The sequence below is a fragment of the Defluviimonas aquaemixtae genome (assembly GCF_900302475.1).
In the GTDB taxonomy this organism is placed as follows: domain Bacteria; phylum Pseudomonadota; class Alphaproteobacteria; order Rhodobacterales; family Rhodobacteraceae; genus Albidovulum; species Albidovulum aquaemixtae.
This window is the reverse complement of the sequence record NZ_OMOQ01000001.1, coordinates 384,100-409,145: the sequence shown is the minus strand read 5'-3', so window position 1 is coordinate 409,145 and position 25,046 is coordinate 384,100. Positions and strand designations below refer to the sequence as shown.

Sequence of the window (25,046 nt, the reverse complement as noted above, 5' to 3'; positions counted from 1 at the left end):
CGTCGATCGGTGCCGATTGATGACCGAGGCGGCGCCAGGATGCAATGCGCGATCAGACTCCGATGGCGTTCACGATGATGTCGATGCGGCCACTGCCGTCGACCAGCGCCACGTCGAAGGCGACATCGGTATCCTGGCCGTCCGGCTCGCCCGCAACGAACTCGGCCGCAGCGGCCTGGATGCGGGCCATCTGGCGATCTGTCAGCCGTTCGGCGGCGATCGCGAAGGTCTCGGCGCGCTTGACCTCGACGAAGACCACCCGCGCGCCATCGCGCAGGATCAGGTCGATCTCCCCGCCCCGCCCGCGCCAGCGCCGCGCCACAACTCGGTAGCCGCGGCGGGCATAATCAGCCTCGACCTGTTGTTCGGCGACGCGCCCACCGTGATGAGCCTGGGCGCCCGTCAATTGCCGGCGGCGAGTTTCAGGGCGCTCTGGTACACCTCGCGTCGTGGCAGACCCAGTGTTTCGGCCACCAAGCTTGCCGCGTCCCGGGTCGAATGGCATTTCAGTGCCTCCTTCAACGCGGCTTCAACCTCAACCGGATCAGCCAGCTTTGCCATCGCGCGGTCAACGAGGACCACGACTTCGCCCTTGATCGCCCGGTCGGCGAGCGCTCCGACAAGCTCGCCAATTGTGCCTCGCGTCACCTCTTCGAACTTCTTCGTCAGTTCCCGGCAAACCACTGCGCGCCGGTCCTCTCCGTACGCTACTGCCAGATCCCCTAACAATTTCTGAACGCGCTTCGGCGATTCGTAGAGAACAAGCGTTGCGGGGATTTCGGCGAGGTCGGCCAGCCATGCCTTGCGCTGTCCGCCCGCCGCCGGCGGAAAGCCCGCGAAGAGAAACCTGTCGGTCGGCAGGCCGGACACGGTCAGCGCGGCGAGCACCGCTGAAGGACCGGGCGCCGACAGCACCCGGTGGCCCGCCTCGATCGCCGTGCGAGCGAGTTGAAACCCCGGATCGGCGACCAGCGGCGTTCCCGCCTCGGAGGCGTAGGCCACGGATTTCCCCTCTTCGAGCGCGGCGAGGATCCTTGGGCGCACGCGCCCGGCATTGTGGTCGTGATAGGCCAGAAGCGGGCGGTCGCCGAGTGCGATCCCGTGGATGTCCATTAGGTGCCTAAGGGTCCGGGTATCCTCGGCCGCGAGCACGTCGGCGCCCGCGAGAATATCGAGCGCGCGCAACGTGATGTCGCGCGCCGCGCCGATCGGTGTGGCCACGAAGTGCAGCCCAGGCTCGGGCTTCGGGCGTTGGCCGGTCATCGCCGTCCTTCCTGCTCCTGCGTTTACTTGCCGCGCAGGAGCGCATAGTCTCGCCGCGGTAGTGTCACCATTCCAGATCAGCCCAACCCGAGACCGGATCGAGGACTAGACCATGTTCACCGTTTTGAGTAACCGCCGCAAGGCACTGAGCCGCGCTGCACTGATTGCCGCCGCCTTTCTGATGTCCGCCTGTGAGCCCTTGCCGTCGAGCCGCGCGCCGAGCCTCGATGCCGGCGCTCCGGTTCCGGTCGCACTGATTCTGCCGGGTGGATCGGGCAATTCTGGCGACGAAGTCCTGGCACGCAATCTCAAGCAGGCGGCTGACCTCGCCGTCGCCGATCTCGACGGGGTTGAGATCGACCTCAGGGTCTACAATGCGGGCGCCAATCCCGCCACTTCGGCCGCGATGGCGCGTCGGGCCGTGGACGACGGCGCCAAAGTGATCCTTGGCCCGGTCTTCGCCGAGTCCGCCAATGCTGCGGGCGTCGCCGTAGCGGGCACGGGCGTTAACGTCCTTTCCTTTTCAAACAACACCGAAATCGCGGGCGGCAATGTCTTCGTGCTCGGCCCCACCTTCGAAAACACCGCGAGCCGGCTCATGCGTTACGCCGCGCGCTCCGGAAGGAACCGGGTCATGATCGTGCACGACCAGACGCCGGCGGGCGAGCAGGGACGGCGCGCAATTGCCGCCGCCGCGGCGGGCTCGGGCGCGAGTATCGCCGGATCGACAAGTTACGAGTTTTCGCAGCAGGGCGTCATCGCAGCCGCTCCGTCCATCGCCTCGTCCATCACCACGACGGGCGCGAATGCCGTCTTCTTCACCGCCGACACGGCCGGCGCGCTGCCGCTTCTCGCCCAGCTTCTGCCCGAAGCCGGCGTCAACTCGCAATCAGCCCAGTTCATCGGGTTGACGCGCTGGGACATTCCGTCCGCCACGCTGTCGATGCCTGGCGTGCAGGGCGGCTGGTTCGCGCTGCCGGACCCGGGCCTTGCGAACCAGTTCCGGTCGCGCTTCGCAGCCGCCTATGGAGAGAGTCCGCATCCGATCGCGGGCCTTGCATATGACGGCATCGCCGCGATCGGGGCGCTGGCGAAACAGGGCAAGGCAAATGCGCTGAGCAAGGCCGCGCTGACGCAGGGTGCGGGATTTGCCGGCGTCAACGGCGTCTTCCGGCTGAGGCCGAACGGAACCAACGAACGCGGCCTCGCCGTGGCGCAGATCCAGAATGCACAGGTGGTCATCATTGACCCTGCCCCGAGAAGCTTCGGTGGCGCGGGATTCTGAACCGGCGGGATTCACACCCCCGGCCAGCCCCGCGGCCGCCATCGCCGACCATCCTATCTTCGACACGGCGCGCTTCACGAAGGTGCTGGCGCGTGAGGTGCGCGCCAGAGACGACACGCGGGCACGGCGGGCGACGGTCGTGGCTGCCCTCACGAAGGCGCGCGAGGAGGTCACGGAGGCCATCTCCGACGATTTCGCCACCCATCCCCGGGCGGCGCTGGTCAGCGTGCGGGCACAGGCGTCACTGACGGACGCGATCGTACGCTGCGTCTACGCGATTGCGGCCGGAACGCTGCACCCGTTGTCCAACCCGACCGAGGTCGAGCGCATGGCTGTGCTTGCCGTCGGGGGCTACGGACGCGCGGAGATGGCGCCGCAATCGGATGTGGACCTGCTTTTCCTCACACCGTGGAAAATGACAGCCTGGGCCGAGAGTGTGATCGAGTCCACGCTCTACATCCTCTGGGATCTGCGCCTGAAAGTTGGCCATTCCAGTCGCACGGTGAAGGACTGCCTGCGTCTGGGGCGCGAGGACTACACGATCCGCACAGCGCTTCTGGAACGGCGCTTCATCACCGGGCACGAGCCGCTTGCCGACGAGCTGCGCCAGAAACTGCGGAACGATCTGTTCAAGAGCACGGGCGTGGAATTCATCGAGGCGAAACTCGCCGAGCGCGCGGAACGTCACAAGCGGCAGGGCGGACAGCGCTATGTGCTCGAGCCTAATGTGAAGGAGGGCAAGGGCGGGCTCAGGGATCTGCAGACGCTCTACTGGATTGGCAAGTACATTCATGGTGTGCGCCAAGCGGCCGAGCTCGTCGAGCAGGGCCTGCTCACCAGCGACGAATATGCGACCTTCGCGGCCGCCGAGGATTTTCTCTGGGCAGTGCGCTGTCACCTGCATCTCATCACCGGACGGGCCCAGGACCAGCTTACCTTCGACCTTCAGGTCGAGGTCGCGAGCCGGATGGGATATTCCGACAGCGGGGGGCGCCGGGCGGTCGAGCATTTCATGCAGGACTACTTCCGGCAGGCAACCCATGTGGGCGAAGTCACGCGCGTGTTCCTCACGGCACTCGAACAGCGGCACGTCAAGAAAGAGGCGCGGCTTGCCGGCCTTCTGCGCCGCAGACGCAAAATGCGCGAAGGCTTCCGGATCGACAAGGGACGGATCAATATCGTCGATCAGAAGACGTTCCTGAAGGACAAGCTGAACCTTCTGCGGCTCTTCGAGGAGGGGTTGAGGACCGGCAACCTCATTCACCCCGAGGCCATGCGCGTCGTCGCCCAGAATCTCGACCTCATCGACGACGAGATGCGCGAGGACAAGGAAGCCACGCGGTTATTCCTTGATCTGCTTCTCAAGCACGGCAATCCGGAACGCGCACTGAGGCGGATGAACGAGCTGGGCGTGCTTTCGGCCTTCATCCCGGAATTCGAGCCGATCGTGGCGATGATGCAGTTCAACGTCTACCACCACTACACGGTGGATGAGCACACGATCCAGACGATCTCCACGCTCGCCCAGATCGAGCGCAAGGAACTGATCGAAGAACTGCCGATCTCGTCGGCGATTCTCGAACACGGGGTGAACAGGCGCGTGCTCTATGTCGCACTGCTCCTGCATGACATCGGCAAGGGCCGGCCCGAAGATCACTCCGTCCTCGGCGCCCAGATCGCGCGGCGGGTCGCGCCGCGGCTCGGCCTGAACGCCGAGGAAAGCGAGACCGCGGAGTGGCTGGTGCGTTACCACCTCTTCATGTCCGACATGGCGCAGAAGCGCGATATATCGGACCCGCGCACGGTCCGCGATTTCGCCAAGATCGTGAAGACGCGCAAACGGCTGGACCTGCTCACGGTGCTCACGGTCTGCGACATACGCGGCGTCGGACCGAACACGTGGAACAACTGGAAGGCTATGCTTCTGCGCCGGCTCTACGCCGAAACGGCGGAAGCACTCGATGCCGGTCTTGAAACAATCAACACCGGCAAGCGCCAGGCCGAAGCGAAGCGCACCCTGCGCGAGGCGATTTCAGACTGGGACCCGAAGGACGTGCGGAAGGAAACCGCGCGCCACTACGATCCCTACTGGCAGGGGCTGTCGACGGATACTCAGTGCGTCTTCGCGGAGCTGTTGCGCGACATTCCAGACGATGCAATCCGGATCGACGTCAAGCCCGATCCGGACCACGACGCGACCCGGGCCTGTTTCGCGCTCGCCGACCATCCGGGCATCTTCTCGCGCCTTGCCGGCGCGCTCGCGCTCGTGGGCGCGAATGTCGTGGATGCGCGAACCTACACGTCGAAAGACGGTTATGCCACGGCCGCCTTCTGGATCCAGGACGCCGAGGGCCATCCATACGAGGCGACCCGTCTTCCCCGCCTGAGGTCGATGATCGAAAGAACCCTGAAGGGGGAAGTCGTCGCGCGCGATGCACTCAGGGACCGCGACAAGATCAAGAAGCGTGAACGCCAGTTCCAGTTCCCGACCTCGATCACCTTCGACAACGAAGGCTCCGAGATCTACACGATCATCGAGGTCGACACCCGCGATCGCCCGGGTCTGCTATTCGACCTGACGCGGACACTTGCGGCCAACAACATCTATATTGCCAGCGCCGTGATTGCGACTTATGGGGCTCAGGTCGTCGACAGCTTCTACGTCAAGGACATGTTCGGGCTGAAGCTGCATACGAAGGCAAAGCAGAACGCGCTGGAAAGGAAGCTGCGCCAGGCGATCACCGAAGGCGCGGAGCGAGCAAGGAGCGAATGAAACCAATTCGGCTGATCCAGGGCTTCCTGACAGTAGGCAGCTGGACGATGATGAGCCGCGTGCTGGGCCTTGTCCGCGACGCCTGGATCGCCGCGGCGCTGGGAACCGGCCCGGTCGCGCAGGCCTTCATAATCGCCTTCTCGCTTCCCAACATGTTCCGGCGCTTCTTCGCCGAGGGTGCCTTCAACATGGCATTCGTGCCGATGTTCGCAAAACGGCTGGAAGGTGGAGAGAACGCCGAGGGTTTCGCCCGGGACGCGATGGGTGGCCTGGCGACCGTGCTGATCGCGCTGACCATCGTTGCGCAACTTTTCATGCCTGCGCTTATCTGGGCGATGGCGTCGGGCTATGTCGGGGATGAACGGTTCGACCTGTCAGTCGGATTCGGCCGTGTCGCCTTTCCCTACATCCTGTTCATTTCGCTCGCCGCCCTTTGCTCGGGCGTTTTGAACGCGACCGGGCGCTTCGCTGCGGCCGCGGCCGCACCGGTCTTGCTGAACGTGTTGTTCCTGACGGCCCTCGCCCTCGCTCCCGTCTTGGGATGGGATGCGGGCTGGACACTGGTCTGGACCGTTCCGATCGCGGGGCTTGCGCAATTGGCGCTTGTCTGGGTCGCGACGCAGAAGGCCGGCATCTCGCTTGTTCCGCGCCGGCCGAGACTGACGCCGGAGCTCCGGCGGCTTGCGATCATCGCCGCGCCTGCGATGCTGACCGGGGGCGTCATCCAGGTGAACCTGCTCGTCGGACGGCAGGTGGCGAGTTACTACGACGGCGCGGTCGCCTGGCTCTACAACGCCGACCGGCTTTACCAGCTCCCGCTTGGCGTCGTCGCAATCGCGATCGGGATCGTGCTGCTGCCGGACCTGTCACGGCGCCTGAAATCCGGCGATGTAGGGGGAAGCCGGCACGCCCTGTCGCGCGCCGCAGAATTCGCGCTGTTCCTCACCCTGCCGGCCGCGGTCGCGCTGGTCGTGATCCCCGGGCCTCTCATCTCGGTCATTTTCGAACGCGGCGCGTTCGATGCGGCGGACACGGCCCAGACCGCGCTGGCGTTGGCCATATACGGGATCGGCCTGCCGGCCTTCGTGTTGCAAAAGGTGCTCCAGCCACTTTACTTCGCGCGCGAGAATACGAAGACGCCGTTTTACTACGCGGTCGTCTCGATGGTCGTGAATGCAGTCCTTGCCATTGGTCTTGCGCCCTTCCTGGGGTTCATTTCTGCAGCGATCGGCACGACGATCGCGGGCTGGGCGATGACCTGGCAGCTCTGGCGCGGATCGCGGCGGATGGGCGAAGCGGCGGACCCCGACAACCGGCTTCTGGCGCGCCTGCCTCGCGTTGTCATCGCATCTCTTGCGATGGGCGTCATTCTGTGGGGGCTCTCTGGCCTCCTGTCCCCACAGATTTCGGCGGCAGGTCATCGCTACTGGGCACTCGCCGTCCTGGTGCTTGCCGGCATAACCGTCTACGGCGTCGCGGCCTACGCGGTCGGCGCGTTCAGGATGGCCGATTTCCGCGCTGGCCTGTCGCGTCAGCGCTGACGGATCACGCGCAGAAGATGCGCTGGCCCTCCGGGGCCGACGACGAAAGACAGAACGAAACCCGTCACAAAGCCCGCCAGATCGGCGATCCAATCCGGCGCGCCGCCAAGAAGCGCTCCGAAGACAAGCTGGATACCGAGCAGGAACCCGATCAGCGTGAAGGCCTGCGCGCGATTGGCGCGCTCCGCCCCGAGCCGCGCCCAGAGGATGAAGGTGAACGCCCCGATCAGCCCGTAAGCCCCCGGATAGCCGCCGTAGAGTGCGACGCGGAGCCCGGGCACGAGCGAATAGGCGATCCCGCCCGCGATCACCGCACCAAGGAACACCGCGAACACCGACCACCCACGGAACACCTCGCCCACGAACTTGCCGAGCGCGAGGATGAAGACGGTCGCGAAAAGCGCGTGCGTGAAGTTGCCGTGCACGAAGGGGTAGGTCACGAACCGCATCAGGTAGTCGGGGTCGACCCGCCCTCCGGCCAGCATCTGGTCGAGCATCTCGGGAGACAGCGCGAAGCGCTGAAGCGCGTCGCTGCGCCAGCCGATGGCATCCGGCCCGCCGGCGATCCCGTAGGCGCCCGCACTGAGAACGATCTCCATCGCCACGATCGGCAGGACCAGCAGCCACACGATCGGCGGCAGCGGGTTCATCGGGGTTTCATCGTATCCGTCGCGCATCGGGGCTCCTTGTTGACGGGGCTCTGACCCTGCGATACGCGAGCGGGACGAAAAATTCCAGACGCCTACAGTAACGGGGACACACATGGCCGCCGCCGCGACATCGAAATTCACGCCGCGTGTCTTTTCGGGCATTCAGCCGACCAATCATCTGCAGCTTGGCAACTACCTCGGGGCCGTGAAGCGGTTCGTCGAGATGCAGGCCAAGGGCGTCGAGACGATCTATTGCATCGTCGACCTTCATGCGATCACGACCTGGCAGGATCCCGCAGACCTGCGGCACGCGACGCGTGAACTCGCCGCCGGCTACATCGCCTCGGGCCTCGACCCGAAGCGGTCGATCTTGTTCAACCAGAGTCAGGTGCCGGGGCACGCGCAGCTTGCCTGGATCTTCAACTGCGTCGTCCGCGTCGGCTGGATGAACCGGATGACGCAGTTCAAGGACAAGGCGGGCAAGAACGCAGAGAACGCATCGCTCGGGCTCTACGCCTATCCGTCGCTTATGGCCGCCGACATCCTGCTCTATCACGCGACACATGTGCCTGTGGGCGAGGACCAGAAGCAGCACTTGGAACTGACGCGGGACATCGCGACGAAGTTCAATCACGACTTCGGCGTGGACTTCTTCCCGATGACGGAGCCTGTAATCGAGGGGGCAGCGACGCGCATCATGAGCCTGCGCGACGGCTCGAAGAAGATGTCGAAGTCGGACCCTTCGGACCAGAGCCGGATCAACCTGACCGACGACGCCGACATGATCGCGCAGAAGTTCCGAAAGGCGCGCACCGACCCCGAGCCCCTGCCCGACTGCGTTGAAGGTCTGAAGGACCGGCCCGAAGCGAAGAACCTGGTCAATATCTACGCCGCGCTCGCCGACACGACGCCCGACGCCGTGGTGACGGAATTCGCCGGCCGGGGCTTCGGCGCCTTCAAGCCGGCACTCGCAGATCTGGCGGTGGCCAAGCTCTCGCCTATCGCGGATGAAATGAAACGCCTAATGGCCGAGCCGGACGAGATCGACCGAATTCTCGGCAACGGCGCCGAGCGCGCCGATGCCATCGCGGCTCCGATCCTGGCGAAGTGCTACGACATCGTCGGCATGATCCGTTCGCGACCGGTCTGATTCTTAAGAAGCGTCACAGAACCAAATTCCGACGCGCGCAAAATCGTCCGGCCCGAGCCGTGAACTGCATCGCGCCGCGACCCGATCCGCGACGTCTTTGCGGGTGAAACTTAGCCGCCGCAGGCTCCCGGTTTCCCTGTGGGGGTCCTGTTTCACTGTAGCGGACCTGTCGGGCGCGTGCGATGGTACCGCACACGCGACAGTTGGCGCTCATCATTTGTGGCGGCGGAGTTGGAATCCGGCATTTACTCGTCCGCAGGGAGCTAGGAAACGATCCGAGGCGAACCGGCGCCTAATGGAAGGCGACGACGGGCCTTCAATTGCCGCCCGTCTCAGAAAATGAAGCTCGCCGCGTCGAAGTCGGCGGCCGTCAGGGGCTGGCCGTCGAGCGACACAAGCAGGATCGCATCTGACCCGATCGAAACCCGTGCGCCGTAAACGGTCGAGTCGATGTCGAGGCCCGCGATGGAATAGACCATGTCGAAGCCCGACAGGTCGATCCGGTCGATCCCCGCCTGGTAATCCATCACACGATCGTACACCCCGTCCTTCACGAAAACGAACGTTTCCGCGCCAAGCCCGCCATAGAGCGTGTCGATTCCGCCGCCGTCGACGATGCGGTCGTTGCCGTTCATCCCCCAAAGCGTGTTGCGGGCGTCAGATCCCACGAGAAAATCGTCGCCCGGACTGCCGACGGCGCCATTCGACGGCCCGCTCGGCGTGACCATGTTGCCGATCGCCCCGAGATCGATCGAGAACTGAGTGATTCCGGGCTCGATCGCGCTCGCCACGAAGACTTGGATATCCCCACCGACGATCGCCACCTCGATCGCCGAGACCGATGCCAGCGTCGTCGTGTAGGTGTCGACAACATTAGCGATGAAATAGAGCCTGCCATTCGGCCCAAGCTCAAACAGCGTCATGCCGCCGTCACTGCCGCCGGCAAGCACGAACGCGCGGCCGTTGTAGTCGAACGCTTCCAGTGCGGTCACGTTGCGATACCGAGTCTGAAGCGAGTCCCAGACCATGTCGCGCAAGCTGAGATCGCCGGTCGCCCCAATCTCGAACACCGAGATGTTGCCTGACCCCGACGCGCCGACGAGGAGGAAATCGCCATCGCCCGCCTCGGCCGTGGCGAGTTGGGTGGCCTGATAGATGCCGTAGTCCTTCATCCCGTCGATCGCATCGACGACGCTGAGCGCGCCGGACGAATTGATCGACATGCTCGTCACGCCATGCTCGATGCTCGATGCGGCGAAGACGAAGTGCGCAGAGCCGGTATTGAAGGTGACGAGATCAGAGACATTGGCCAGCGTCGCCGCGGTGGAATCTGACAATGTGAAGGCCTGCGACAGGCCGTAGCCCGACGTCATCGAGAAGACCGCTAGCCCCTGGGCATTGTCGCGGCCGGCGATCATGTAGGTCTGCGACCCGAACTTCAGAATCTCGATGCTCGCGAACGCAGCAGTTGATTGCGGGATCGGAGAAATCGTCGCGACGGTGCCGAAGCTGCCATTGGCGCCGATAAGCCGATAGGCGAATTCGTCGTCGTACCGTCCCGCCGCCGCCACGACGGGGACACCGCCGATATCCGTGATCTCGATATCCGTGACGCCGTAGGTTCCCGTGGCGGGCGAACTGTTCACCTCGGACAGCAGCGTGGCGGCACGACCAGCACCAAGCGTGAATGCCGAAAGCCCTCCATCCGCCCGCGATGCCGCGTAAAGGACGAACTGGCCTTGCACGAAGGCAACCTGCAGGTCGCTTATGCCGGAGCTGTGCGTGAATCCTCCGCCATCATGGATGGCGCGGAGCGTGATCGTTGCCATGTCGGCGTCCTGCTGACTCTTTCCGCTGCATCAGAGTTTGCGTAGGCGGATCTAATGCCTGCTTAAGGCGACCGTCGGCGCGGCCATAAAATTGCCTAGAATGCGACATATCGCCTGCCTGAATAGAACGGACGCTTGAAGTCCAACTCACGCGCAGCGTTGCCGCTGCCCGGATCAGACGAACAGGGACATATCCTTTCAGATGGCCGCATTCAGCAAAAACAGCATTCCTTAACTCACGCCGCACATCATTTTCCGAAACTGCATCAGGAATCAGACCGTGACTCGCCCGACAGACCCCCTCTACGGCAATCAATGGCATCTCGCGCAGATCGGCGACCTGGAGATGCTCTGGGACTACTACACGGGCAATGGCGTCGAGGTTGTGGTTTACGACGACGGCGTCGAGGGAACGCATGAGGACCTGAACGACAATTTCTCTCCCGCCGGTAGCTTCTCGTTCGGCGGCACGGTCTACGGCTCATCGCCGATGTCAGATGCGGACGGGCACGGCACGGCCGTCGCCGGCCTGATCGCGGCTGAGGCCAACAACGGGCTAGGAGGCACGGGCGTCGCTTGGGGCGCGACGATCGCGGCGCTTAACTATCTGGAAGACGTGCAGACGGGCGGACTGAGCGCGAGTCTCGCCGCCATCGCTCATGCCGCAAACTTCGATGTGATGAACAACAGCTGGGGCTACGGCCCCTACTACCAGTCTTGGCTTTCTCTGGCGGTTCCCGGCAGCGAAGGCAACCAGTTCGAGGCGCAGTACGCGGCGATATCTGCCAATGGGCGCGGTGGGCTCGGCACGATCATCGTGAACGCGGCGGGTAACGAGGCCTTGAACGCCAACGGCGAAAGCACGACGGCCAGCCGGCACGTCATCGCCGTCGGGGCGACCGACCGATATGGCAATACCACGAGCTATTCGAACTGGGGCGCGAACCTCCTCGTCGTAGCACCGGATGCCGCCTATACGACCGACCGGACCGGAGCGGCTGGCTACAACGCGCCCGGCGCGAACGAGAACCCGCCGGATTCGCTGGGAAATATCAACTATACCTCGATCTTCGGCGGCACCTCTGCCGCCGCGCCACTCGTCTCCGGCGTCGTGGCGCTGATGCTAGAGGCCAATCCCGCGCTCGGCTGGCGCGACGTCCACAACATCCTCGCGCTTTCGGCGAGCCATACCGGTTCGGCGCTTGGCAGCGGTCAGGGCGGATTCGAAGTCCAGGGATGGCAGATCGCCAATTCGGGCAACTGGAACGGCGGCGGTCAGGGCTTCAGCCTTGATTACGGCTTCGGCATGGTCGACGCCGACGCGGCAGTCGGGATGGCCGAGGTCTGGCTGGACATGTTCGGCGCCGCGCAAACCTCCGCGAACGAGGCCACGGCGAGCGGCAGCTTCGCTGGCGCAATCGGGATTCCCGATCTTGGCACAGCCCAGGCGCAGGCGAATGTTGCGCAGAACATAGACGTCGAAACGGTCATGGTCACTTTGAGCATGACCCATTCCTACTCGGCGGACCTCGTTGTGACGCTGATCGCTCCGGACGGCAGCGAATTCACGGTGATGATGCACGAAGGCGGCGCCACGCTGATGGACGGCGGACTGTCATGGACTTTCGGCGTCGAAGGCGCGCGCGGGCTGACGAGCCAGGGAACCTGGCTGCTCCGGGTCCAGGACCTCGCGGCCGGAGACGTGGGCACCATCACGGGGTTCAGCGTCGACATCTATGGCTCGACGCAACAGGGCTACGACGTTCACACCTTCACGGACGATTTCCTGAGCTACCGGGCGCAAGACGCGTCGCGAGGAACAATAGCGGCGACGAGCGCGAACGACTGGCTGAACCTCGCGGGCGTGAGCGGTGACATCTCGCTCGCGATGACGGCGGCGGCACCCCTCTATGTCGGCGGACAATACTGGGGCAATCTGACCGGTCCGATTGACTTCTTGAACATCTCGACCGGCAGCGGCAACGACACGATCCATTCCAGCTCAGGAACCAAGCGCATCAACCTTGGTTTCGGTAACGACACGCTTACCGTCGGCGATGCGGTCGGTACCTTCTCGGGCGGCGGCGGGATCGATCTGATTAACTACTACTATTCGCCACAAGGTGTGTCTGTCGATCTGTTGACCAACGCCACATCGGGCGGATGGGCGGCGAACGACACTATCAACGGGTTCGAGCGGGTCTATGGTTCCAACGTCGGCAACGACAGCCTAAACGGCACCAACGGTACGAACCTGATCCGCGGCTATGGTGGCAATGATGTGGTCTTCGACCGGGGCGGCAACGACACGGTCGATCTCGGCGACGGTAACGACGCGATCATCTCGGGCGGGGGCGCCGATACGTATATCGGTGGCGCCGGAATCGATACGCTGAGTTACTACTTCTCCGCAAACAGCGTTACGGTCGACCTATTGTCGAACGCGGTCGCGGGCGCATGGGCCGGCGACGACACGATCAGCGGATTCGAGCGGGTCTACGGCTCCAACGTCGGCAACGATGTGCTGCGCGGCACCGAGGGCAGCAACATCATCCGGGGCTATGGTGGCAACGACATCGTTTTTGCGCGCAATGGCGATGACCTGGTCGATCTCGGCGACGGCAATGATACCGTTGTCGTTGGCATCGGCTCAGACACGCTTGTGGGCGGCGCCGGGATCGACAACATCAACTACTATTACTCCAGTTCGGGCGTGCGGGTCGACCTGCTGCACAACACCGTCTCGGCGGGATACGCCGCGGGTGACGCGATCAGCGGATTCGAGCGGGTGTACGGCTCCAATACCGGCAACGACACTCTGCGCGGGTCGAACGACGACAACTTCATCCGCGGCTATGGCGGCAACGACATCGTCTTCGACCGAGGTGGCGACGACATCGTTCAACTCGGCACCGGCAATGACATCGTCGTCGCCGGCGATGGCGTCGACATCTATGACGGCGGTTCGGGGGGCGGCGACGAAGTCAGCTACTACTACTCCGCTTCCGGAGTGCGCATCGACCTGCGCACCAATTCCAGCAGCGGAGGCTGGGCCGGCGACGACACAATTTCGGGCTTCGAGCGGGTGTCGGGTTCGAACACTGGCAACGACACGATCATCGGCTCCACGGTCAACAACGTCCTCAGGGGCAATGGCGGGAACGATATTCTGAACGGGCTAGAGGGCAACGACCTGATCGACGGCGGCACAGGCAACGATATCCTAGTGGGGTCCTCGGGTGCCGACAGCTTTGTCTTCCGCGGCGGTCATCGGGCAGACCGGATCGCTGACTTCAGCAGCTCCGACGGCGACATCTTGTTGCTGGACGACACTTTGTGGGCCGGAACCCTGACCGCGAGCCAGATCGTGTCGACATTTGCAAATGTTATTGGCGGCAATCTGGTTTTTGATTTCGGTGGCGGCGACGTCCTGACGCTGGACGACCTAACCGTCACAGCCGGGCTCGAATCGCAGATCACTATCATCTGACGCTTGCCGGCACCTACCACGCAAAACAGCGGTCAGGCCGTCGACATGATTCGCGCGCGGTAAAGGCGCAGCAGTGCAAGGCCCAACGCCATGGTAATGGCGATCCAAGCCATAACGTAGACATAAGAAAGATAGGCCGCGTCATAGGTCGGATAGAACCCGCGGCGCATCTCCCCGACGACATGGACGAGCGGATTCAGCAGAAGCCAACCGCGAAATGGTTCGGGTACGACTTCAGGCGTGAATATCACTGCCGAGATCAGAAACATCGGCCGGTTTAGAATGCCCCAGACCCGATCCCACAGAGGGAACATCGCGAATAGAAAGCAGTTCAGCACCCCAATGCCCAAAGCCAGTCCGGACGCCATGATCAGGCTGCGCGCAATGGCGCTGTGGTCCAGAATGAACTGAAGATCGTAGAACATCCATAAGCCCATGATCACGATAACGAACACCAGCAAATGGGTCAGCGTGTTGATCAGCCATCGCGCAACCAGCGCGTCGATATAGGTAACAGGCGGGTACATCAGAAGTGGACGCGAGAACGCAATGGACATCGACACGCGGCGCGCGACGTCGAAGTAGAGCATGAACGGAAGATACCCTGTGGCGTAGAACAGCGCGAAGTTGTTGCCGAGGGATGGTGCTCTGATCGCGAGTGAAAAAGCGAACGACAACAGCGCGATACCGGCTGCTGGCTCGGCCACCGCCCAGAAGTACCCACCTGGCGAACGACCATAGGTCGTGCTCATCTCGCGAAGGATCAGCGCGCCGATGGCTCGAATGGCGCGAAACCGCCCGGACTGAACTGCAGGCACGTAGTTGATCGCGATGCTCCCGCTCGAACGACGCTGGATTTATCGCGTCGACTTATGTACCACGAAGGCTTATCGGGCAATAAGCATCTGGATTATCCGTGTGACAGAAAAACAGGCTGCCCCCGTACCACTCAGGCCGATGTCGGGCAACGAAATGGCCGAACCTGCCAGCCCCAAGCCGAAGTCCAAGGCAAGCCGTAGGCGCACGATCATCAAGGCGGCTTTCCTTTTGGTCGTTGCCGTTCCGCTGCTGATCGCCTCTTTCTACCTCTTCTGGGTGGCCGGCGACCAATATGCCTCGAAAACTGGTTTCGTCGTCCGCAAGTCTGACAAGACCGCGACAACGGCGGCCGAACTTCTCGGCGGGCTGACCTCGATCACGCAAGCGAGCTCGACCGAATCCACCATCCTCTACGAGTTCATCCGCAGCCAGCACATGGTCGAACTGGTGGATGAGAAGCTTGACCTGCGCACGATCTACTCGCGACCCGATTTCGATCCGATCTTCGCATTCGATCCCGATGGCAGCATCGAGAAACTGGAAAGGTACTGGGCGCGGATGGTGCGACCGCATTTCGACAGCAGCTCGGGCCTTCTGGAGCTGCGGGTGCTGGCCTTCAATCCAGACGACGCGCGCCGCATCGCCGAAGAGATCGTGAGGCAGTCTAGCATCAAGATCAACGACATGAGCGCCGTCGCCCGTTCCGACCGCACGAGCTACGCGCGAGAGGACCTGGAGAAGACGATCAACGTGCTCAAGGCTGCGCGCCAGTCGATGACGGAGTTCCGCAGCCGCAACAGGATCGTCGATCCAAAGGCCGACGTTCAGGTGCAGATGGGGCTGATCAGCACGCTCCAGACCCAGTTGGCAGACGCGATGATCGAACTCGACATGCTAAACCTGACCACACGCAACGAAGACCCGCGGATCAACCAGGTCGAACAGCGCATTTCCGTCATACGGTCGCGCATTGACGCCGAGCGCGGCCAGATCGGAGTCGGCAGCGGCTATGCCGGCGGAGAAGAAACGTTCTCTCAGATCCTGGAGGAATTCGAAAGCCTCAGCGTGGACCTGGAATTTGCCGAACGCGCCTATGTGGCGGCGCTTGCCACTTATGACGAAGCGCTTGCGGAAGCGAACCGGCAGAGCCTGTATCTTGCGACCTATATTGAGCCGACGCGGGCGGAAACTTCGGAATATCCGCGCCGCTTTACACTACTATCTCTGATGGCTTTGTTTCTCGGCCTCGCTTGGGCGATCGGCAGTCTCATCGCATACAGCGTGTGGGACCGCCACTGAGCCGCCATGATCAGGTTCGACAACGTCTCCAAGACCTACCGGCTGCAGGGCAAATCGAAGGTGATCGCGCAAGATATCAATGCGTTATTTCCGGACGGAACCTGCATCGCGCTGTTGGGGCGCAATGGTGCAGGCAAATCCACCCTCCTGCGCATGATCGCTGGCACCATGCGCCCGGACCGCGGTGAGATCCGGTCGAACGGCTCCATTTCGTGGCCTGTGGGGTTTGCGGGCAGCTTTCACGCCGATCTGTCCGGCGCACAGAACGCGCGGTTCGTCGGAAGGATCTACGGTGTCAACACCGAGGCTCTCCTCGAGTTCGTCGAGGGCTTCGCCGGGTTGGGACAGCACTTCCATTTGCCGTTCCGCACCTATTCTTCCGGAATGCGGTCACGACTTGCCTTCGGCGTTTCGATGGGCATCCGCTTCGATACCTACCTTATCGATGAGGTCACGTCGGTCGGCGACGCGAACTTCCGCGAAAAATGCGATCAGATGCTGGGCGAGCGGCTGCAAAATAGCAACGCCATCGTAGTGTCCCATGCGATGCCGACGCTACGGAAGCTCTGCAACGCAGGCGCGGTTCTGGAGAACGGAGATCTGACCTATTTCGACAACGTCGAAGAGGCCATCGCCCAGCATCATGCGAACATGGGAACGAAGGAGTGAGAGGGCCCGCTCGCGCGGCGGAAGCGCCGCCAGCCGCTGCACCAACTGAAGTCGGATCTGCGCTGCATCTATGCCACAACTATCGCCAACTTCTCCATGCGTTGGTCGACGCCCAGCGAACCGCCGGCCCGGTCACAATCGTCTATCTTCAAGACGACCTTCCCGTGCCAGAGGCCGTCCAGAGCCCGCTGGCCGACCTTTGCCCCAACGCCCGGCTGATGTTCCTCTACGACCGGCACATGATAGCCCGATTTGCCAATCTGCCTGGATGGTTCCCCGGCATCGCGCGGCGAAACCTGCGCCTGCCAATGGGCGGTGGTCCGCTACCGCGCCTCTGGTGTCCACAGGAAGTCGCTGGCGAGCATTTCGATATCGGATACATCTACCATCCTGGGTTTTTTAGCGCCAAGGTGTTTGCCGGTCTTTGCCGCCATGTCGTCATGCGCGAATCCGGCATGAACAACTACATCGAGCTATCGATTTCGCCCTTCAAAGCGGTGCTGCGAGCCCTGACCGGGCTCTCCCCCCGCCGTCAGGTCTGGGGCGAAGAGCGCTGGATCGACGCGATCGAAGTCGAAGCCCCTGAGGCCCTACCTTCTTCGGTCCAGCACAAGGCGCGACGAATGCAGTTCGCCGATGTGCTCGACCAAGCACCCTCGGGTCTGATCCGGGAGGCCGTCAGGCTGTTGGCCCCGGCCGTCGGCGATATCGACCTACCCGCTGGGTCGGCAATCCTGCTCACACAGCCGATCGATGAGTTGGGCCTCTGCACTCCCGCAGAGAAGCGCGAGATCTACGGCTATCTGGCAGAAGCTCTGTCACGCCGTGGATACAGGGTCTTTGTCAAGAACCACCCACGGGAAGAAACCTACCGCCTGCCCGGGACCGACGAGATGCCGCACGGTTTTCCGATCGAGACATGGCCCCTCGTGCATTCACGCCAGTTCGCACTCGCCGTAGCCTTGCATTCAGCATCTCTCGCGCAGTCCAGCACCAAATTCGCGGCCCGGAAAATCCAACTGCTCGGCGGGCTGGATGTTGATTGCGCCAGTCTGGACGACTGGAAACGGCTGATCGGCGAGAGCCTCGAACGACACTTCGCACATATCTGACCGGCTGCGATCGCCCCGTCAGATGCGCGCGCGCAGGAGCATGAACGCCTCCGCCGCCGCGCTGCCGCTCGCGGTCCCGCGCACCTGCGCAAGGGCGCGCACAGCCTCGGGGCTGCGGGGAAAGGGAAATGTCCCGATCTCGTCTCCGAACAGCTCAGTGATCTCCAGCTTGCGCTCGAGAAAGTCAGAGATGTCGACGAAGATGTCGGGGCGAAACGCCTCGCCGCGCCTGATCGCGGCATCGGTTTCCGATAGCGTTTCATATGCCAGCGCCCACCGTACGCTGGGGTAGCGGAACCATTTCGCGCAGGCGATACCCGCATCATGCACCGCAGCATGATCCGAATGCGCATCGCCACGATGCGGCACGAGCAGCGTTTCAGGGGCAATCCGCCGCACCACTTGTCCGATGGACGCCACGAGATCGCCGACCGGCAACGTATCGAGCCGCGCCGTCGAATGGCCGAGCTTCGTGACGCTCGCAAACCCGAATGCCTCAGTCACCCGGTCGATTTCGCCCTCGCGCCGACGAATCTTGTCTTCCGGCCAGCCATCCTCGGCCCGCATCTCTGTGGCGATAAGCCAGTGAATGGCATGACCGGACGCCTTCGCCCGCAGGAGATACCCGCCGGCACCTATGGTTTCGTCGTCCGGGTGCGGTGCAATCACGAGAACCGGGCCTTTCGCGTCGCTGCTCAGCATCACTGCCTCTCCATCACGAAACGCTTGTGCATCAGGCGCGCGTCAATCTCGGTCCGCGCGAGGATATCGGCGATCCGGTCCGAGGTGCGACCGTCACCATAGGGGGTTTCGCACCTGGCAACTTCGGCCCGGAACGCCTCGTCGAACGCCGCTCGGCGCAGGGCGTTGCCGATATCTTCGGTACCGTAGTCAGTGAAGATCACATTGCTGGCATGTTCACGTCCGCGTTGCCGCAGTCCGATATTCACGACAGGTAGGCCCAGAGTCGGCGCCTCGACAATGCCGGACGAAGAATTGCCAACCATCACGCGGGCGTGGCGCAACAGGTTGACGAAGACTTCTCGCTCGAGAAAGCTGAACAAGCGCACCCGATCGCAGCGCGCGGCAAAGGCGTGAAGCTCGGCGGCGACGGCATCGCTGCCAGGGTCGGTGTTCGGCGCCATTGCGGCAATGCGCAGACCGCTTTCTTCGAGCACGCCGCAGATCGAGGCCATGTGCGCCCGCGCGGCCGAGAAGTCGGTGATCGTGGGGTGATAAAGCAGAACCGCGTAGTCCGCACCGTCCCAACCCGACATCAGCGCCGCATCTAGCTGCTCGCGGGCCAAATTCGGCGTCGACGTGAGCCGGTCAAGCCCTGAGGCGCCGACGACGTGAATACGCCAGTCCTCTTCGCCAAGCGCCCGCAGTCGCTGGCCGCTTAGACGCGTCGTCGCCATGTGCAGATGCGCAAGCTTCGAGACGGCGTGGCGGACCGGATTGTCGACATTGCCGTCCTCGGCATGATCACCGCCGCCGATATGGACCACGGGAATGTGGTGATACAATGCAGCCATCGCACCGGTGATCGACTCCTCGCGATCCCCCATCACAACCAGAAAGTCCGGACGGGCGCGCGCGAACAGGTCGCTCATCCCGATAAGCTGCAACGCCGCGCCCTTGACCCGCCCGGACAGAGAGTCAGATGTCAGCAGAGATTCGATCTGGGCTACGATCGGGTAGCCGTCAGCCTCGATCTGCCTCACCGAGTGGCCATGTCGGGCGGTCAGATGCGCCCCAGTCACGATGATCCCTGCCTCCAGCCCGTCGCGGTTCTGGACGGCCCCGATCACCGGGGCTAGGATATCGTACTCGGACCGGATGCCGGTCAAGAAGACAATGCGTTTTGTCATACCGCCCTCAATACAGATCCGAATCCAGCATCGATAGACGCCAAAGCCTCGGGTCCGTCAGATCGCGGCCCGGATCGCCGAACTCCCGCGCACCGAAATAGGTGACTGGCCCGCCGGCGACGAAACCTGCGCGCTCGAGTACCAGCCTGTTGGCATCGCGGTTCAGGCACCACGCATTGACCCGCGTCCGTCCGTGCGCGCGCGCGACGCCGACCACCGCGAGAATCATCCCCCGCGCCGCATCCGCGCCATCGGCGCAGAAATCGACGAGGTCGAACGCGTCGTCGCCGTAGGACTTGAGGATCGCGTAGGCGGCGATCTCCTCTCCGTCGGGCAGTATGAGACGGGTGTAGCGGTTGACGGGATTCCGGTCGACGCGCCACCGCAAGATCGCCTCGCCGCGTGCTCCGCAGACTTGCACCGATGCCGCGACCCTTGCGGCGAGCTGGCCAAACCGACCGTCGATCTCTGGTACCTCGACCACATCAGTCGTTTCCGGCGCTGGCCGGTCGTCAAGGGTCAGGCTTAGATTCGCGATGTCGCCGACCGAGGTCCAGCCGAGTTTCCTCTGGAACGTCACGTTGCTGAAGACGTTCGGAAAGCCCCAGACCGCCTTAATACCCGACGCCGCCATGACGTCATAGAGCGCAGAACCGGTCTTCTCCATCAGACCCTGCCCGCGGTAGTCCGGATCCGTCATGGTCGTCATCGACAATGCCGCAGGTACGCTCTCACCGTCGATCTGCAACGGCGCGTGCGAGGCAGCGTAATGCGCGGCAAGCCGGTCGCCATCCCAGGCCAGAATGACCAACGGATCGCCGGCGGGATGATCGAGATAGCGCCACCGCCAGAAATCCTCGGCCATCGGGCGACCGAAGCTGGCTTGGAAGAGTTTCAGAATTTCCGTTTCTTCGCCTGGCCGCCATGGCCGGATGTCCAACGCCATCTTCCGCTCTCGTCTGTTCAATCACCGGTGGCCACCTGTTGAAGCATCTTGCCCGTCAATGCAATTGGCATGCTGCATTGTCTTTTGCGGGCCCGCCCGCTAGTCAGGGCACGAATTGGCGGAACGCTTCTTGCCGCGGTTCCGCACGGGCAACCCTGAAACGATGGTTGGTGGGCATGAAGAACGTCCTATTGATCGGTTGCGGCAATATCGGCTTCCGGCACCTGCAGGCTCTCGGCAGCGCCGTCAAAGGCGGCGCCGCCCTCAATCTCACGGTCGTGGAGCCGAACCTTTCCTCCCACGGCCGCATCGCCGCTTATCTCGCTTCACTCGGCGCCGCGACGCAAAGTGCACTTTTTAACGAACTGCCGCCCGGACCAGGCGCGTACGATCTGGCCATCCTCGCCACAAATTCGGCAGCGCGCAGAGCGGCCTTCGACGCCGTCCACAGCCGCTACACTCTGAAGTCGGTTGTTTTCGAGAAGGTTCTGTTCCCGACCCTTGGTGACCTGGACGCCGTGGCTGCAACGCTGCAGCGCGACCGGGTGGCAGGCTACGTTAACTGCGGCAGGCGCACTGCGCCGGGGTATCAGGCCTTGCAAAGCGCGCTTTCGTCCACCCCCGTGGATATCATCGTCACCGGAGCAAACTACGGCCTCGGCTCGAACGCCATCCACTTCCTCGACCTCGCCGAATTTCTGAACTCGGCGTCGATCGAAGCCATGGATGCCGCCGGACTTCAACCCGGTTCGGTGCCCAGCAAACGTTATGGCTACGTGGAAATCTTCGGGACGATATCAGCGCGGCTTTCGAATGGCGCAACTATTCGCGTCACTTGCGACCGCGACGGAGATCCGAATGTGGTCGTGCACCTGACCGCCGGCTCGGAAGAGTTTGAGATCGACGAGACCGGGCGCCGGCTGATCCGCGGTGGCGTGGCGGAGGACTTCGCGATGCGCCATGTCTCGGAGTTGACGGACACCTACCTTGAGCTGCTGAATGAGGGGCACTGCGTTCTGACGCCCTACGCCGACTCCACCGCCCAGCATCGTTTCTTTCTCAGCGAACTCCTGAAACATTTCGGCCAGCCTGCCGAACCCGATGAGGTCTGCCCGGTCAGTTGACCGGGCCGACGAAGAAGGACCGTTCGCATGGCATCAACTACCGAAGGAGGTGACCTGCTGCTCGTCGGTGCGGGCGACATGTCGGTTGCCTATGCCGCCGTATTGAATTCGCTTCGAATTCGCCCGGCCGTATTCGGGCGCGGCAAGGACTCGGCGCGCCGTTTCTTCGAGAAGACCGGACTGAGCGCCGGAACCGGCCCGCTTGCCGAGCAGATCGGCGTTTGTGGGTCTTTGCCCAGTACTGCCATCGTGACAGTTAACGCGCATGCATTGGCAAGCGTCACGACGATGCTGGCCGAAGCAGGCGTGAACCGCATTCTCGTCGAAAAGCCGGCGGCACTCGACATGGCGGAACTCAACGCACTCTGTACTGCGGTTCGCGCGGCGGGGACGGAGGTTTACGTCGCCTACAATCGGCGATTCATGGCCTCGGTTCTCCTGGCCGACCGGCTTATCGGCGAGGATGGCGGCCCAAGCAGTGTTAAGTTCGACTTCACCGAAGCATCGGCCCGAATTGCGAAGCTGTCGAAATCCAGGCGCGAGTTCGAAACCTGGTTCTACGGAAACTCGACGCACGTACTCGATCTGGCATTCCATTTCTTCGGCGCCCCGTCCTCGCTCGAAGCGACGGTTGCAGGACAGGCGGCGCTGGACTGGCACCCTTCTGGCGCAGTCTACGCGGGATTCGGCCGGAATCCGGCGGGTGCGATCATCTGCTGGCATGCAAATTGGCTGTCCGCCGGACGCTGGGGGGTCGAGGTGATGACGACGAAGCGCAAGCTCATCCTGCAGCCGCTTGAAAAGCTGCGTGTGCAGTTGCACGGCAGTTTCGCCGAAACCGAGATGGAGACGGACGACGAAGTCGACAGAGCCTTCAAACCCGGCCTGCTGCGGCAGGTACGCGCATTCTTGTACGGGGAAGATCGCAGCAGGCTGCAAACATTGGACGACCATGCCAATTTCGCGCGTTACTACGAACTGATACGAACCGGTGGGCGCCTCGGTGCGTGATTCACAAAGCCGGGCATGGGGACGCAACAGACATGAGCATATCGGGCAATTGCGAAAATCAGGTGGCCGGGGCGATCGCCTATGCCTTCGCGGTCGCGCAGGCCGGCAAGGCCGAGCTGGCCGCAAACGCCTTTTCGCTCGCGCGCCAGATTGCCGTCAGCCAAGCCAATCCTGCCAAGCTGGCGGCGCGCATCGACGCCGATACTGCCCACCACAAAAAAGAACGCGATGATTTCGCGGCCTGTTTCCAATCGGGGAGGAACGCGAGCGGCGAACCACTGCTGATATTTTCCGACTCGCTCGGCCTGCCTCGTGTCGATCAGAGGAGTGACGGCGCCGCGCGAACCTATTCGGGGCTCTTGGCTGGGGCTGAACACAAGCGCCGAGTGACCGCAATCTGCCAACGTTTTTTTACAACTGACAATGTTCTTGCCGTGTTGCAGAAGGATGAAACGCTCGGCCGCGATAGCGACGTCCTGATCCATGTCGGGTTGAATGACTGCGCCAACCGGATGTTTCTGGCAAAGGAACGGCTAGCGCTGGGGCTTCTCACGCCGGAGACCAACAAGCGGGTCGTCGAATTCGCGCGTCGCTACCGGCGTGATATTCTACGCTATTTGCCGTCGCGCAACTACGTGCCGCTCGAACGCTTCAGCGCAAACCTCAGTACAGTCACCGAGATCCTGAAAGCCCGTGGTGTCCGCAAGCTGATCCTGTCAACCATCGTCCTGCCGCCGACGAAGTTCTGGCCGGCAACGCCGGGCATCAACCGGGGCTTTGCGAAATACAATATGGAGATCATGGACGCCGTGCATCGCCATGATCTCATCTTGCTGGATGTGGACCGGATCATGTGGGAAAATCACTCTCGCGAGCCATTGATGGCCGACGGGATGCACCTTTCCGACCTCGGACATCAGTTGCTGGCGAACCACGTCGCCGCGCTTTGAACCCGCCTGTCCCTTGGGCGCAACCCCTGCCGGAGCGGTCGTGAAGGTCGTATTTGTCATCCAGAAACTCGCAGGGCTGCGCGGCGGCGCCGAGCGCGTGACGATCGATACCGCGCGGGCGCTGTCTCAGCGTGGATTCGAAGTTTCGATCGTATGTTTCGAACCGGGCCGCGGAGCCCCGGCCTACGATGCAGGGCCGGTCCGCGTCGAAAATCTCTTCCCCGCTGGAAGGGCAGATCGTCCGAAACCGTCGCTAGGCCCGTCTTCCGCCCCGAGCAAGCGACGGGCGGAGCGCTTCCTCAAGGCCGTGCCCAACGGCCTCGGACTCGGGCATCTGAAATGGGCGCTGACGCACGGCTTTTTCGTTCGAAGGCTTCGGCGCATGATCGAAACGAATCGGCCCGACGTGATTGTCGCGGCCATGCGGCCGGCGATCACCGCCGCCGCCTTTGCCGCGCGCGGCACGACGACCAAGGTCGTCGCCGTCCTCCACAACGTGCCCTCGGCCGACTATGATGATGCCACGCGCTGGGACCAGAACCCGGTCTATCGCCGCCGCAGTTTGGAAGCCTTCGACTATTGCGACCGCATCCTCGTGCTGCTTGAGGAATTTCGCGAATGGTTCCCTCCGGCCGCGCGCGAACGAGTGGAGGTCCTGCCAAACGCAGTGTCGCGACTGTCGCCACCGGACGTGACCCTGCAGCGTTCCAGGATCATCCTGTCCGTCGGGCGACTTACGGCGATCAAGCGCATCGACCTGCTGATCGAGGCGTGGGCACGGATCGCTGCGCGGCATCCGGATTGGCGGGTCGTGATCTGCGGCACTGGACCCGAGGAACAGCGGCTGCGGGCCATCATCGACCGCGTCGGCTTGCACGACCAGGTCACAATGCAGGGTGACTGCCCAGAAACCGGGGCCTACTACGACATCGCTTCGATCCTCTGCCACCCGGCCGCCCACGAAGGCTTCGGCCTCGCCGTGGCCGAAGCGCTCGTCCATGGCGTGGCAGCGATTGGCTTCGCCGATTGCCCAGGGGTCAACACACTGCTTCGCGACGGCGACAATGGCCTGCTCGTGCAACCATCGGACGAGCCGGTGGTGGCATTATCAGAGGCGCTGGAACGGCTTGTATCGGATTCGGAGTTGCGCTGCAGACTGTCGCGCCGGGGTCCGGACTCCATGGCCGATTATGCGCCGGCAAGAATCTACGCGCGGTGGGAGGCGCTGCTGCGAGAATTGGGGCGCTGTGACAAAAACGATTGA

20 protein-coding genes are annotated in these 25,046 nt (G+C 63.0%); 12 read left to right on the top strand and 8 right to left on the bottom strand.

Annotated features, from left to right (window positions below; translation table 11 throughout):
- Positions 1-52 precede the first annotated feature (52 nt).
- Together DEA8626_RS02045 and rsmI are read right to left on the bottom strand one after the other, a co-directional pair.
- On the bottom strand, positions 53-406 hold the full coding sequence (locus tag DEA8626_RS02045; protein WP_108851395.1) for a YraN family protein: 354 nt from the start codon (positions 404-406) through the stop codon (positions 53-55).
- Positions 403-1,263, bottom strand: coding sequence for a 16S rRNA (cytidine(1402)-2'-O)-methyltransferase (gene rsmI / locus DEA8626_RS02040; protein ID WP_108851394.1), 861 nt, complete (start codon positions 1,261-1,263; stop codon positions 403-405). Before rsmI ends, DEA8626_RS02045 begins: the two co-directional genes overlap by 4 nt.
- Before the next feature lie 112 nt (positions 1,264-1,375).
- Between rsmI and DEA8626_RS02035 the strand changes: the two genes are divergently transcribed.
- Genes DEA8626_RS02035 through murJ form a run of 3 tightly spaced genes read left to right on the top strand, consistent with a single transcriptional unit; the run spans position 1,376 to position 6,862 of the window.
- The gene (locus DEA8626_RS02035) at positions 1,376-2,548 is read left to right on the top strand and encodes a penicillin-binding protein activator (protein ID WP_108851393.1); all 1,173 of its coding nucleotides are present in this window, start codon (positions 1,376-1,378) and stop codon (positions 2,546-2,548) included.
- Positions 2,532-5,321, top strand: coding sequence for a [protein-PII] uridylyltransferase (locus DEA8626_RS02030; RefSeq protein WP_438502424.1), 2,790 nt, complete (start codon positions 2,532-2,534; stop codon positions 5,319-5,321). Before DEA8626_RS02035 ends, DEA8626_RS02030 begins: the two co-directional genes overlap by 17 nt.
- The gene (gene murJ / locus DEA8626_RS02025) at positions 5,318-6,862 is read left to right on the top strand and encodes a murein biosynthesis integral membrane protein MurJ (protein ID WP_108851391.1); all 1,545 of its coding nucleotides are present in this window, start codon (positions 5,318-5,320) and stop codon (positions 6,860-6,862) included. The genes DEA8626_RS02030 and murJ overlap by 4 nt, the downstream gene beginning before the upstream one ends.
- Here murJ and DEA8626_RS02020 read toward each other — a convergent pair.
- Positions 6,853-7,539, bottom strand: a complete 687-nt coding sequence (locus DEA8626_RS02020; RefSeq protein WP_108851390.1) for a rhomboid family intramembrane serine protease — start codon at positions 7,537-7,539, stop codon at positions 6,853-6,855. The genes murJ and DEA8626_RS02020 overlap by 10 nt on opposite strands.
- Positions 7,540-7,624: 85 nt before the next feature.
- On the opposite strand from DEA8626_RS02020, the gene trpS reads away from it, so the two are divergent.
- Positions 7,625-8,662, top strand: a complete 1,038-nt coding sequence (gene trpS, locus DEA8626_RS02015; RefSeq protein WP_108851389.1) for a tryptophan--tRNA ligase — start codon at positions 7,625-7,627, stop codon at positions 8,660-8,662.
- 332 nt (positions 8,663-8,994) lie between these two features.
- Here trpS and DEA8626_RS02010 read toward each other — a convergent pair whose 3' ends face one another.
- Positions 8,995-10,491, bottom strand: coding sequence for a M10 family metallopeptidase C-terminal domain-containing protein (locus DEA8626_RS02010; protein WP_108851388.1), 1,497 nt, complete (start codon positions 10,489-10,491; stop codon positions 8,995-8,997).
- A gap of 280 nt (positions 10,492-10,771) precedes the next feature.
- Here DEA8626_RS02010 and DEA8626_RS02005 point away from each other — a divergent pair, with 280 nt between their 5' ends.
- Positions 10,772-13,981: a S8 family serine peptidase gene (locus tag DEA8626_RS02005; RefSeq protein ID WP_108851387.1), complete on the top strand. Its 3,210-nt coding sequence runs from the start codon at positions 10,772-10,774 to the stop codon at positions 13,979-13,981.
- Positions 13,982-14,013: 32 nt separating this feature from the next.
- Here DEA8626_RS02005 and DEA8626_RS02000 read toward each other — a convergent pair whose 3' ends face one another.
- Positions 14,014-14,799, bottom strand: coding sequence for an ABC transporter permease (locus tag DEA8626_RS02000; protein ID WP_245890701.1), 786 nt, complete (start codon positions 14,797-14,799; stop codon positions 14,014-14,016).
- A gap of 100 nt (positions 14,800-14,899) precedes the next feature.
- On the opposite strand from DEA8626_RS02000, the gene DEA8626_RS01995 reads away from it, so the two are divergent.
- The 3 genes from DEA8626_RS01995 (at position 14,900) to DEA8626_RS01985 (ending at position 17,880) form a co-directional block, all read left to right on the top strand.
- Complete coding sequence (locus DEA8626_RS01995) at positions 14,900-16,099, top strand: KpsE/RkpR family capsule polysaccharide export protein (RefSeq protein ID WP_245890699.1); 1,200 nt, start codon at positions 14,900-14,902, stop codon at positions 16,097-16,099.
- Positions 16,100-16,105: 6 nt separating this feature from the next.
- On the top strand, positions 16,106-16,768 hold the full coding sequence (locus DEA8626_RS01990; protein ID WP_108851386.1) for an ABC transporter ATP-binding protein: 663 nt from the start codon (positions 16,106-16,108) through the stop codon (positions 16,766-16,768).
- A gap of 164 nt (positions 16,769-16,932) precedes the next feature.
- Positions 16,933-17,880, top strand: coding sequence for a polysialyltransferase family glycosyltransferase (locus DEA8626_RS01985; RefSeq protein WP_146188823.1), 948 nt, complete (start codon positions 16,933-16,935; stop codon positions 17,878-17,880).
- Positions 17,881-17,898: 18 nt separating this feature from the next.
- Here the strand turns inward: DEA8626_RS01985 and DEA8626_RS01980 are convergent, their stop codons facing one another.
- The 3 genes from DEA8626_RS01980 to DEA8626_RS01970 are packed head-to-tail and all read right to left on the bottom strand — an operon-like array spanning position 17,899 to position 20,697.
- Positions 17,899-18,582, bottom strand: coding sequence for a PIG-L deacetylase family protein (locus tag DEA8626_RS01980; RefSeq protein WP_219929152.1), 684 nt, complete (start codon positions 18,580-18,582; stop codon positions 17,899-17,901).
- Positions 18,582-19,751 (bottom strand): UDP-N-acetylglucosamine 2-epimerase, encoded by a 1,170-nt coding sequence (gene neuC, locus DEA8626_RS01975; protein ID WP_108851384.1) that lies wholly within the window; start codon positions 19,749-19,751, stop codon positions 18,582-18,584. The genes DEA8626_RS01980 and neuC overlap by 1 nt, the downstream gene beginning before the upstream one ends.
- 7 nt (positions 19,752-19,758) lie before the next feature.
- Positions 19,759-20,697, bottom strand: a complete 939-nt coding sequence (locus DEA8626_RS01970; RefSeq protein ID WP_108851383.1) for a GNAT family N-acetyltransferase — start codon at positions 20,695-20,697, stop codon at positions 19,759-19,761.
- Between the two features lie 176 nt (positions 20,698-20,873).
- Between DEA8626_RS01970 and DEA8626_RS01965 the strand changes: the two genes are divergently transcribed.
- Genes DEA8626_RS01965 through DEA8626_RS01950 form a run of 4 tightly spaced genes read left to right on the top strand, consistent with a single transcriptional unit; the run spans position 20,874 to position 25,046 of the window.
- Positions 20,874-21,821, top strand: coding sequence for a Gfo/Idh/MocA family oxidoreductase (locus DEA8626_RS01965; RefSeq protein ID WP_108851382.1), 948 nt, complete (start codon positions 20,874-20,876; stop codon positions 21,819-21,821).
- A gap of 27 nt (positions 21,822-21,848) precedes the next feature.
- Positions 21,849-22,832 (top strand): Gfo/Idh/MocA family protein, encoded by a 984-nt coding sequence (locus tag DEA8626_RS01960; RefSeq protein ID WP_108851381.1) that lies wholly within the window; start codon positions 21,849-21,851, stop codon positions 22,830-22,832.
- Between the two features lie 32 nt (positions 22,833-22,864).
- Positions 22,865-23,782, top strand: a complete 918-nt coding sequence (locus DEA8626_RS01955) for an SGNH/GDSL hydrolase family protein (protein ID WP_108851380.1) — start codon at positions 22,865-22,867, stop codon at positions 23,780-23,782.
- Positions 23,783-23,822: 40 nt separating this feature from the next.
- Entirely contained in the window at positions 23,823-25,046 is a 1,224-nt protein-coding gene (locus tag DEA8626_RS01950; RefSeq protein WP_146188822.1) for a glycosyltransferase, read from the top strand.